This is a genomic window from Rhodococcus sp. M8 (genome assembly GCF_015654185.1).
GTDB lineage: Bacteria > Actinomycetota > Actinomycetes > Mycobacteriales > Mycobacteriaceae > Rhodococcus > Rhodococcus aetherivorans.
Genome location: NZ_CP064065.1, coordinates 1,077,698 through 1,088,235, shown reverse-complemented (window position 1 = coordinate 1,088,235; position 10,538 = coordinate 1,077,698). Strand labels below are relative to the sequence as shown.

At 72.6% G+C, this 10,538-nt stretch carries 9 protein-coding genes; 7 read left to right on the top strand and 2 right to left on the bottom strand.

Annotation, left to right across the window (positions count from 1 at the left end; translation table 11 throughout):
- Positions 1 to 52 precede the first annotated feature (52 nt).
- The 7 genes from ISO16_RS28895 (at position 53) to ISO16_RS04835 (ending at position 5,648) form a co-directional block, all read left to right on the top strand.
- Positions 53 to 388, top strand: coding sequence for an AMP-binding protein (locus tag ISO16_RS28895; RefSeq protein WP_195886206.1), 336 nt, complete (start codon positions 53 to 55; stop codon positions 386 to 388).
- On the top strand, positions 312 to 1,748 hold the full coding sequence (locus tag ISO16_RS04860; protein WP_195886186.1) for a thioesterase domain-containing protein: 1,437 nt from the start codon (positions 312 to 314) through the stop codon (positions 1,746 to 1,748). The genes ISO16_RS28895 and ISO16_RS04860 overlap by 77 nt, the downstream gene beginning before the upstream one ends.
- Positions 1,749 to 1,780: 32 nt before the next feature.
- Complete coding sequence (locus ISO16_RS04855; RefSeq protein WP_072635402.1) at positions 1,781 to 2,743, top strand: ATP-binding cassette domain-containing protein; 963 nt, start codon at positions 1,781 to 1,783, stop codon at positions 2,741 to 2,743.
- Positions 2,740 to 3,525: an ABC transporter permease gene (locus ISO16_RS04850; protein ID WP_006935399.1), complete on the top strand. Its 786-nt coding sequence runs from the start codon at positions 2,740 to 2,742 to the stop codon at positions 3,523 to 3,525. The genes ISO16_RS04855 and ISO16_RS04850 overlap by 4 nt, the downstream gene beginning before the upstream one ends.
- On the top strand, positions 3,522 to 4,313 hold the full coding sequence (locus ISO16_RS04845; RefSeq protein WP_029544126.1) for an ABC transporter permease: 792 nt from the start codon (positions 3,522 to 3,524) through the stop codon (positions 4,311 to 4,313). Before ISO16_RS04850 ends, ISO16_RS04845 begins: the two co-directional genes overlap by 4 nt.
- 134 nt (positions 4,314 to 4,447) lie before the next feature.
- Entirely contained in the window at positions 4,448 to 4,705 is a 258-nt protein-coding gene (locus ISO16_RS04840) for a chorismate mutase (RefSeq protein WP_043798912.1), read from the top strand.
- A 736-nt stretch (positions 4,706 to 5,441) separates the two neighbouring features.
- The gene (locus tag ISO16_RS04835) at positions 5,442 to 5,648 is read left to right on the top strand and encodes a hypothetical protein (RefSeq protein ID WP_029544122.1); all 207 of its coding nucleotides are present in this window, start codon (positions 5,442 to 5,444) and stop codon (positions 5,646 to 5,648) included.
- Positions 5,649 to 5,727: 79 nt separating this feature from the next.
- Here the strand turns inward: ISO16_RS04835 and treY are convergent, their stop codons facing one another.
- Both treY and glgX read right to left on the bottom strand, forming a co-directional pair.
- Positions 5,728 to 8,088: a malto-oligosyltrehalose synthase gene (treY, locus tag ISO16_RS04830; RefSeq protein WP_072635401.1), complete on the bottom strand. Its 2,361-nt coding sequence runs from the start codon at positions 8,086 to 8,088 to the stop codon at positions 5,728 to 5,730.
- On the bottom strand, positions 8,085 to 10,511 hold the full coding sequence (gene glgX / locus ISO16_RS04825) for a glycogen debranching protein GlgX (protein ID WP_072635400.1): 2,427 nt from the start codon (positions 10,509 to 10,511) through the stop codon (positions 8,085 to 8,087). The genes treY and glgX overlap by 4 nt, the downstream gene beginning before the upstream one ends.
- Positions 10,512 to 10,538 lie beyond the last annotated feature (27 nt).

Sequence of the window (10,538 nt, the reverse complement as noted above, 5' to 3'; positions counted from 1 at the left end):
GGGGAGGCGGTCGGAGCCGAGTTGGTCGAGCGGTTCGCCGGGGGGGCGGACGATGCTGAACCTGTACGGGCCGACGGAGGCGACGATCTGGGCGACGGCGGGACCGCTGGCGCCGGGACGGGCGGTGACGATCGGATCGGCCGTGCGCGGAGTGACGCCGCTGGTGCTCGACGGGCGGTTGCGGCCGGCCCCGGTGGGCGTGGTGGGGGAGCTGTACCTGGCCGGGGACGGGCTGGCGCGGGGCTATCACGGGCGGGCGGGGTTGACCGCGGGCCGGTTCGTGGCGCATCCGCAGGTCCCGGGGGGCGCGGATGTATCGCACCGGCGACCTGGTGCGGTGGGTGCGGGCCGGGGGCCGGCTCGAACTCGAGTACCTCGGCCGGGGTGATCATCAGGTCAAGGTCCGCGGGATGCGGGTCGAGGTCGGGGAGATCGACGCGGCGCTGGCCGGGTTGTCGCAGGTGGACTATGCGGTGACGGTGGGCCGGACCGGTCCGGCCGGGTCGCCGGTGCTGGTGTCGTACGTGCTGGCGGCGCCGGGCTGCGAGCTCGAGGCCGAGCCGCTGCGGGCGCAGGTGGCCGAGCTGCTGCCCGCCCATCTCGTGCCGGCGGCGGTCGTCGTGCTCGACGCGGTGCCGCTGACCCCGGTGGGCAAGCTGGACCGGGCGGCGCTGCCCGAGCCGGTGTTCGCGGCCGGCTCGGGGCGCGCTCCGCGCACCCCGACGGAGGAGGCGGTGGTCGCCGCGTTCGCGCAGGTGCTCGGCCTCGCGCAGGTCGGGATCGACGATTCGTTCTTCGACCTGGGCGGCAACTCCCTCGACGCCACCCGGGTCTGCGATCGGCTCGGCGCCGCCCTCGGGACCACCGTGCCGGTGATCCAGCTGTTCTCGGCGCCCACCCCGGTGGCCCTGGCCGCCCGCATCGAGGCCGCGGACACCGCCGGGCAGCCGGACTCACCGTTCGCGGTGCGGCTGCCGCTGCGCACCGAGGGCGACGGCGCCCCGCTGTTCTGCGTGCATCCGGCGGCCGGACTGGCCTGGTGCTACGCCGGGCTCGCCGCGCAACTCGCCCCCGGACGGCCGGTGTACGGACTGCAGTCCCCGCATCTCGAAGGCCTCGAGGACGCCCCGGAAACGATCGCCGCGTACGCCGAGCGATACGTCGACGAGATCCGCGCGGTCCAACCCAGCGGCCCGTACCACCTGCTCGGCTGGTCCCTCGGCGGATTCATCGCCCACGCCGTCGCCGCGCGGCTGCGCGAGACCGGCGAGGAGGTGGCGCTGCTCGCGCTGCTCGACGCGGACCTGATCGCCCGCGACGTTGCCGCGCCGGAACCGCTGACGGTCGGCGAACTCGTCGCCACCCTCGGTTCGTCGCTGGGCCTGCCCGACGCCGATCCGGCGCTGACGGCGGCCGAGGCCGCCGCGCTGATCCGGACCCACACCGGGGCCCCCGTCGACGCCGGTCACCTCGACCGGATGACCGCCGCCTACAACGGCTCGGCATCGCTGCTCGCCGGGTACCGGCCGCCGCTCTACGACGGCGATCTCGTCTTCGTCACCGCGACGGCCGACAAGACGCACCATGCCGGGGGCTTCGCCGGCTGGCGGCCCTACGTCACCGGCGCGATGCACAACCACCTGCTCGACGTCGAGCACGACCGGATGACCGCACCCGACGCGGTGCCCGCCCTGGCCGCGGTGCTCGATCGGCACCTCGGCGACGACCGGTACCTCGCCGCGTCCTGATCCCGCAGTCCACCCCTTCCGAACGGAGCACCATGTCCCCCTCGACCCCAGCCGTCCTCGTCGACGCCGTCACCAAGAGCTTCGGGCCGGTCCCGGCCCTGTGCGGCGTGAGCTTCACCGCCGAGGCCGGCGAGGTCCTCGGCGTCCTCGGCCCCAACGGCGCCGGCAAGACCACCACCGTGAACATCCTGTCCACCCTGCTGCGGCCGGATTCCGGTCGCGCCGTCGTCGCCGGCCACGACGTCGTCGCCGACGCGGCCGGGGTGCGCCGCGCGGTGATGCTCACCGGCCAGTACGCCGCCCTCGACGACATGCTCACCGGCTTCGAGAACCTGGTCCTGTTCGCCCGGCTGCTCGGGCTGCGGCGCCGCGCGGCCCGCGCCCGGGCGCGGGAACTGCTCGCCGAATTCGACCTCGAGGACGCCGCCGACCGGCGGGTCGGCAAGTACTCCGGCGGCATGCGCCGCCGCATCGACATCGCCTGCGGGCTCGTCGTCCCGCCCCAGGTGGTGTTCCTCGACGAGCCGACCACCGGGCTCGATCCGCGCAGCCGCCAACGGGTCTGGGACCTGATCGCCGGATTCAAATCCCAGGGCGTCACCACGCTGCTCACCACGCAGTACCTCGAGGAGGCCGACCTGCTCGCCGACCGGATCGTCGTCATCGACCGGGGCGCCGTCGTCGCCGAGGGCACCCCCGCCCAGCTGAAGCAGCGCGTCGGCGCCACCTTCTGCGAGGTCGTCCCGGTGCGGGTGGCCGACGTGCCGGCCGTGGCGCACGTGCTCGGCCGGTTCGCGCCGGCCGCGGCGATCGAGGTCGCCGCCGACCGTGTCACGATCCCCGCGCCGCACGGCGCCGGCACCCTGGCGCAGGTCGCCACCGCCGTCGCCGCCCACGGCGTCGCCGTCTCCGACATCGCGCTGCGGCGACCGTCGCTGGACGAGGTCTTCCTCGCCCTCACCGCCGCCCGGCCGCGATTCGAGGTGGTGGCATGACCACGACGACCGTCGCACCGGTTCCCTCGCCGCTCTACCAGTGGTGGGTGCTGTCCGTACGCACCCTGATCCCGGCGATCCGCGGCGGCGAACTCGTCACCGCGCTCGTCGCGCCGCTCGTGTTCACCGTCGGGTTCTACGTGCCGCTGCAACGCGTGATCGCCCTGTTCACCGGCGGAACCGTCGATTACGGGCAGTTCCTGATGCCGCTGATCGCGTTGCAGGCCGTGTCCTTCACCGCGATCTCCGCCGCCTTCCTGGCCGCGACCGACGCGGTGCACGGCATCGACCGCCGCTTCGCGACGATGCCGATCGCGGCGGCCGTGCCGCTCGCCGCGCGCCTGTCCGCGAGCGCCGTCAAGTGCGCGCTGTCGCTCTCGGCGGCGATCGGCTGCGGGCACGTGATCGGGTTCCGGTTCGCCGGAACCGCCGCAGCCGTCGGGTTCTGCGCACTCGCGCTGACCGTCGGGATGGTCCTCACGCTCGGCGCCGACGTGATCGGCACCCTGTTCCGCAGCCCGGAAGCCACGACCCAGGCACTGATGCTGCCGCAGCTCGTGCTCGGGATGCTCTCCTGCGGCTTCGTCCCGATCGACCAGTTTCCGGCCTGGATCCAGCCGTTCGTCCGCAACCAGCCCGTCTCACAGTTCGCGTCGAGCCTGCGCGGTCTCGCCGACGGCACCGCCACCGCCACCGCGCTGACGCCGACGCTGCTGTGGCTCGGCGGGATCCTTCTGGTCGTCGTCCCCCTGGCGGCCCGCACGAATCGGAGACAGCGATGAGCACCACCGTGACCGCACCCGAGAACTCGGTACCCGCTCTCGTCAGGCACACCTGGCTGCAGGCGGGGCGCCTGCTCACCCGGTGGCGCCGGGATCCGATGACGATGCTGCAGAGCCTCGCCTACCCGGTGCTGCTGCTGCTCATGCTCGAGGCGGTGCTCGGCCGGCAGGTCTCGGCGTTCGCCGGGCACGACGCCCTGTACGGGACGGTGCCGATGGTCGTCGTGATGAGCGCCCTGCTCGGCTCGCTGGCCGGCGCCGTCACGCTCGGCCGCGAATGCGCGGCCGGGCTGCCCGCGCGGCTGTGGGTGCTGCCCGTCCACCGGGCGTCGGCGCTGGCGTCGCGGTTCCTCGCCGAGGCGGTGCGCATCGCCGTGACCACCGTCGTCATCGTCGCCGCCGGCTTCGTCCTCGGCTTCCGCTTCCAGCGGGGCCCGCTCGCCGCGATCGGCTTCCTGGCGGTGCCGGTGCTGTTCGGGGTGGCGTTCGCCGCGCTGGTCACCGCGGCCGCGCTCATGGCCGCGAAAACCGTTGTCATCGAATCGATCTCGCTGCTGTGCACGCTGATGCTGTTCTTCAACCCGGGGTTCGTGCCGATCGGTGCGTACCCGGAGGTGCTTGCGCCGGTGATCCGCAACCAGCCCATGACGAGTGCCGTCGAGACGATGCAGGCGCTCGCCCTCGGTGGCGCCGTCCAGGGGCCGCTGTTGCGCACCGTGGCCTGGTCGGTCGCCCTGCTCGCGGTGTGCGCCGTGCCGGTGATCCGCGGTTACCGGCGGGCACTGTGACCGGATCCGTCGGCGCGCCGGTGACAGTGACCCCCGTCGGGGTGGCGAATCCGCCACCTGGGGTGGCTGTTACCCGCCGCGCCCGCGCGGGAGTATCGATGCAGCGAACACACCGAATCCCGAAGGGAGGCATCATGACCGCCGTTGCCGAACCAGGCACCACCGACTCCGAACTGCCCCGTCTGCGCGCCGACATCGACGGCCTCGACGCCGAGATCCTCGCCGTGGTGCGGCGCCGCATCGCGCTCGAACGACGGATCGGGCAGCTCCGGGTCGGGACGGGCGCGCCCCGCGTCACCCACGCCCACGACATGAGCGTGATCCGCCGATACGCCGCGGAGCTCGGCGAGGACGGCACGGCCCTGGCCCTGGTCCTGCTGCGCCTGCGTTAGCGGTGCGGGGCAGTCCCGGGTCCACACCCACAATCCACAGGGCCGCCCGCTCGCCGTCCGAGAGATCGCCCGCCGTCGCGCCGCGCGCAAGGTCTCGCCGCCCGGAAGGCGACGTCCCGCACCGTGATCATCGCCGGCTCGTCGAAGCGCCGGCGCCTGCCGGATTCGAGGAGCCGGTGCACCCGCTCGGACCGGAGCAGGTTCGCATGCTCCTCCTCGAAACGCCCGGCTCCGTTGCCGGCGCACCGCCGAGCTGCTCGTACGGCCTTGCGGGCGAGCAGCTGACAGACCCGGTCCGGCATGGCTCCGCGCCGCGGAGCCGGCGCCCGGCGGTCGCGACGTCGAGTGGCCTCGCGACGGCGTGGGCGCGCATCGCCTCTGCCGCATCAGCGACCCGAAGCCCCAAGGTGGCTGATACCGCGACCGGGCACAACGCGCGATCGGCACGGGCTTTCGCTTTCCGGGCAGACCGACGATCTCCCGTGGTACTCATCGGTTACCTCCTGCCCCTGCCGGAGAGCGAGGCCGACACTGCCACGACGTCCTCCGTCAGCTCCTCTACCAACGCTGTAGCGCCCCTGTCGCGCAGTACCTCGGCGGTAGCCCCGACCGGTGACAAGCACCGCTCGGTCCGGGCCACGCCACGCCGAAGGGGGGACCCCTCCCGCCACACGACCCTGGGGTAACCCCAGGTCGGATGACCCAGACGTACCGGGGGATCGTATATCGAGCTCCGGTGGTCACGGTCTACGAGTTCGATGGGTCGGCCCGGATCCACCGGCTCCGCTCGTACTACGACAAACTGGCCATCGAAGAGCAGATCGCCGCGAGTCTTCCCGGGATCAAGGGATGGCTGTTGCGTAAGGTGACGCGCGTCCTCCTCGCGCAAGGGCGCACAGGCCTCGAGACCCCCACGGGGCCACCGCCGACCGGTGTGGGCTGAACCGCCGGCTCGTCCCGGTCGCCGGGTCCCTCGGCCGGCGTCGCCTGCCGAGGGCCGTCCACCCCCAGGAGGAGAATTCCTAATCGCGGGCCAGCGCCGCAACGGGAAGATCCGCGAACACCTCCGCCGGCGACACCGTTCCCGACAGCCGCCGCCCGGTGAGCCGATCGACCCAGAGTCCCGGCGGCAGGTCGAGCGTCGTGTCGCCCCACCCGGTTTCCTCCAGCGTGACAGTGTGCCGCGACGCGAGCGCCACCACGTCGACCTCCTCGGCCGCCGGGCCCCGCCCGAACCCGATCAGGTGACCGGCGGCCGGCCCCGACGCGGACAGCGGAACGTAGGCCCCGCCGACGAAGCTCGCCGGCCGCTCGCGGCGCAGGCGCAGCGCCGTCCGCACCACGGCGAGCTTCGCGGTGCCGGCGTCGTCCACGGCCGGCGGTGCGTCCTGTGCGAGCAGCCGGCGTCTGGTGGCGAAGTCCACGGGCCGCCGGTTGTCCGGGTCGACGAGCGAGTCCTCCCACAGTTCGGTGCCCTGGTACACGTCGGGGATGCCGGGTCCGAGCAGCTGCAGCAGCTTCTGCCCGAGCGAATCCGCGGAGAAATGAGGGGTCAGGGACGAGACGAACTCGGTCAGTGACGCGCCGACCGGCCCGTCGCACACCGCGTCGAGCCAGGCCGCCACCGCGCCCTCGAACTCCTCGTCCACCTCGGTCCAGGTGGTGCGCAAGCCGTTCTCCCGCAACGCCTTACGGGCGTACTCGCGCAGCCGCGACCGCAGTTCCCCGGTCACCACGCCGTCGCGCGGCCACGCGCCGAACAGGTTCTGCCACAGGAACAGCCCGGTGGCGGCGTCCGGCGGCGGGGCGACGGATTCCCATTCGGACAGGCACGCCGCCCACAGCTGCGGCACCTGGGAGAGCACCCCGATGCGGGCGCGGACGTCCTCGCCCCGCTTGGTGTCGTGCGTCGACAGCGACGTCATCGCCCGCGGCCACCGCCGCGCCCGCTCCGCCCACGCCAGGTGGAACTCGGCGACGGGCAACCCGAACCGTCCCGGGTGGCCACCGACCTCCTGCAGCGACACCAGCCGCGCCGCCCGGTAGAACAGGCAGTCCTCGACGGCCTTCGCCGTCGCGGCGCCGCACACCTGGCCGAACCGGGCCGCCGCCTCTCCGCCGCGGGCCAGGGCCCGGGCCAGCACCTCGAGGGCGGGTTCGAGCGCGGCGTCGGCGCGGGCGCGGTCACCCAGGATGCGGGGCAGCATCCCGCCCAGCGACGCATAGTCCGACCGGTACACGGGCAGTTCGGCCGCCACCGCGATCACGGCGTCGCGCAGCCGCTCGTCCGGGCAGGTCGCATCGGCGGCATCTCGCCGCACGGCCCGCACCAGCCGGCGCACCTCCGGCGCCAGCCCCGTCCGCAGCACCGCGCGCTTGATCTGCTTCTCCTGCGCGTGCAGCCACTCCGCGTCGCCGGGGGTGCCGGTGCGGTCGAGTGACAGCGCGTTCAGGTCCTTCTCGCCCCGCGGATCGAGGAACACCGCACCGACCTCGCCGAGCGCGTCGTAGCCCGTGGTGCCGTCGACGGGCAGGGTCGGGTCGAGCGGTTCGCCGTCGCCGAGAATCTTCTCGATCACCAGCCACCGGTCCGGGCCGACGAGCCCGCGCAGCCGCCGCAGGTAGCCGGTCGGGTCGGCCAGGCCGTCCGGATGGTCCACGCGGACGCCGTCGGTGAGGTCGTCGTCCATCCACGACGCCACCTGGGCATGCACCGCGTCGAACACCGCGGGATCCTCTACCCGCACCGCGGCGAGGTCGTCGACGGTGAAGAACCGGCGGTACCCGATCAGGCCGCTGTCCCACGGCACCAGCCGATACGCCTGCCGCGCATGTACTTCCGCTCCGGTCCCGGTGTCGGTGCCCGGGGCGACGGGGAAGCGCCGCTCGTAGTAGGCCAGCGTCGGCTCGTCGCCGGTGCGGTCGACGGTCAGCTCCTCGACGTCGGCCGCCGAACCCAGCACGGGCAGGGCGATCCGGCCGTCGGTGCCGTTGTCCGCGGCCCAGTCGACGTCGAAGTAGGTCGCGTACCGCGAGTCGCGGCCGTGCCGCAGCACGTCCCACCACCACGGGTTCTCGCGGGGATCGCCGACGCCGACGTGGTTGGGCACGATGTCGATCAGCAGACCCATCCCGCGGGAGCGGACCTCGCGGGCGAGGGCCTCGAGGCCCGCGCGGCCGCCGAGCGCCGCCGACACCGTGGTCGGGTCCACCACGTCGTAGCCGTGGGTCGATCCGGCCGCGGCGCTGAGCACGGGGGACAGGTACACGTGTGAGACCCCGAGCGCCTCGAGGTAGTCCACGAGCGCGATCGCGTCCGCGAAGGTCGTCCCGTCGCCGGTGAGCTGCAGCCGATACGTCGACGACACCGGGCGCGGGCTCATGCGGTCCTCCGCAGCACCAGCAGCGAACGGGCCTGCACCCGCACCGACCCCCCGGCGGTCACGACCTGTTCGCGCAGTCCGTCCGGCACGTCCGTGTCCAGCGCTACCGACCATTCCTGTGCGTGCGGACCGTCGGGGGTGACGAAGTCGATCGGCTCGTCGTGGGCGTTGAAGCACAGCAGGAACGAATCGTCGACGACGCGTTCGCCGCGCTGGTTCGGCTCGTGGATGCCCTCGCCGTTGAGGAACACCGACAGCGACTTGCCGAACCCGCTGTCCCAGTCCTCCGGGGTCATCTCCTCGCCCGCCGGGGTGCGCCAGGCGATGTCGCGGGACTGCTCGCCGCTGCGGATCGGCCGGCCCTCGAAGAACCGCCGCCGCCGGAACACCGGGTGCGACCGGCGCAGGGCGATCACGTTGCGGGTGAAGTCCAGCAGGTCCGCGTTCGTCTCCGCGAGCGACCAGTCCATCCAGGACAGCTCGTTGTCCTGGCAGTAGACGTTGTTGTTGCCCTGCTGCGTGCGCCCGAACTCGTCGCCGTGCGCGATCATCGGGGTGCCCTGGGAGAGCATCAGCGTCGCCAGGATGTTGCGGCTCTGCCGCTGCCGCAGGGCCAGCACCTCCGGGTCGTCGGTGGGGCCCTCGGCGCCGCAGTTCCACGACCGGTTGTGCGACTCGCCGTCCATGTTGTTCTCGCCGTTGGCGTCGTTGTGCTTCTCGTTGTAGGAGACGAGGTCGGCGAGGGTGAAGCCGTCGTGCGCGGTGACGAAGTTGATCGAGGCGCTCGGGCGGCGGCCGGTGGCCTCGTACAGGTCCGACGAGCCGGTGAGCCGGGAGGCGAACTCGCCGAGAGTGGCCGGTTCACCGCGCCAGTAGTCGCGGACCGTGTCGCGGTACTTGCCGTTCCACTCGGTCCACAGGCCGGGGAAGTTCCCCACCTGGTAGCCGCCCTCGCCGACGTCCCACGGTTCGGCGATCAGCTTGACCTGCGAGACGATCGGATCCTGCTGCACCAGGTCGAAGAACGCGGACAGCCGGTCCACGTCGTGCAGTTCGCGGGCCAGGGTGGAGGCCAGGTCGAAGCGGAAGCCGTCGACGTGCATCTCGGTCACCCAGTAGCGCAGCGAATCCATGATCAGCTGCAGGGTGTGCGGGTGGCGGGCGTTGAGGCTGTTGCCGGTGCCGGTGTAGTCCATGTAGTAGGACTTGTCGTCGTCGACCAGCCGGTAGTAGGCGGCGTTGTCGATGCCGCGGAACGAGATGGTCGGTCCCAGGTGGTTGCCCTCCGCGGTGTGGTTGTAGACCACGTCGAGGATCACCTCGATGCCTGCCTCGTGGTAGGCGCGCACCATCGCCTTGAACTCGGCGACGACGCCGCTCGGGTTGCTCGCCGACGAGTAGTCCAGGTGCGGGGCCAGGAAGCCGAAGGTGTTGTAGCCCCAGTAGTTCCGCAGCCCACGGTCCAGCAGGACCTGATCGTGCATGAACTGGTGCACGGGCATCAGTTCGATCGCGGTGACCCCGAGGCTCTGCAGATGGTCGATGATCACCGGGTGCGCCAGTCCGGCGTAGGTGCCGCGCAGCTGCTCCGGCACGCCGGGATGGGTCGCGGTCATGCCCTTCACGTGGGCTTCGTAGATGACGGTCTCGTAGTAGGGCCGGCGCGGGTGCCGGTCGGAGGCCCAGTCGAAGAACGGGTTGATCACCACGGTCGTCATCGTGTGCCCGAGCGAATCGAGCTGCGGGAAATCGGGATTCGCCGGTGCGGCGGGCTCGGGGGCGGACTCGGCCGCCGTGTCGTCCCCGGCCCCGTCGTCCCCGGTCCCGTCGTCCCCGGTCTCGCCGGACCCGGTCCCGTCCAAGTCGTCCGCCTCGTCGGCGGTCGTGTCCCCGGCGGCCTCGGCGCCGGCCGTGTCCCCGGCGGCCTCGGCGCCGGCGTCCTCCGCGGCCCGGGCCGCCGGCTCCGGTGCCGACTGTGCCTCCTCGGCTCCTGCCGAATGCTCCGGTTCGGACGGTGCGTCCTCGGCCCCGACCATCGCGTACGAGAACAGGGACGCATCGCCGTCGAACGCGCCGTCGTAGGCCTTGCCGTAGGGGTCGAGCAGCAGCTTGCTCGGATCGCAGCGCAGACCCTGCGCCGGGTCGTAGGGGCCGTGCACCCGGTAGCCGTAGCGCTGGCCGGGGGTCACCGTGGGCAGGTAGACGTGCCAGACGTTGCCGTCGACCTCCTCGATCGGCACGCGGGTCTCGGTGCCGTCCTTGGCGATCAGGCACAGTTCGACCTTCTCGGCGACCTCGGAGAAGAGGGCGAAGTTCGTGCCCGCCCCGTCGTAGGTCGCGCCGAGCGGATATGCGCTCCCCGGCCACACCGGGATGTCGGCCGGGAGGGCCTCCGTGGACGTGCTCGGCTCGGTGGGTTCCATGACCGCAACCCTAACCGGATCGACGGT

What these genes read in the sequence shown, in the direction of transcription:
- ISO16_RS28895 (WP_195886206.1), top strand. Translation starts at nt 53, where the DNA reads ATGCTGAACCTGTACGGGCCGACGGAGGCGACGATCTGGGCGACGGCG.
- ISO16_RS04860 (WP_195886186.1), top strand. Translation starts at nt 312, where the DNA reads ATGTATCGCACCGGCGACCTGGTGCGGTGGGTGCGGGCCGGGGGCCGG.
- ISO16_RS04855 (WP_072635402.1), top strand. Translation starts at nt 1,781, where the DNA reads ATGTCCCCCTCGACCCCAGCCGTCCTCGTCGACGCCGTCACCAAGAGC.
- ISO16_RS04850 (WP_006935399.1), top strand. Translation starts at nt 2,740, where the DNA reads ATGACCACGACGACCGTCGCACCGGTTCCCTCGCCGCTCTACCAGTGG.
- ISO16_RS04845 (WP_029544126.1), top strand. Translation starts at nt 3,522, where the DNA reads ATGAGCACCACCGTGACCGCACCCGAGAACTCGGTACCCGCTCTCGTC.
- ISO16_RS04840 (WP_043798912.1), top strand. Translation starts at nt 4,448, where the DNA reads ATGACCGCCGTTGCCGAACCAGGCACCACCGACTCCGAACTGCCCCGT.
- treY (WP_072635401.1), bottom strand. Translation starts at nt 8,088, where the DNA reads ATGAGCCCGCGCCCGGTGTCGTCGACGTATCGGCTGCAGCTCACCGGC.
- glgX (WP_072635400.1), bottom strand. Translation starts at nt 10,511, where the DNA reads ATGGAACCCACCGAGCCGAGCACGTCCACGGAGGCCCTCCCGGCCGAC.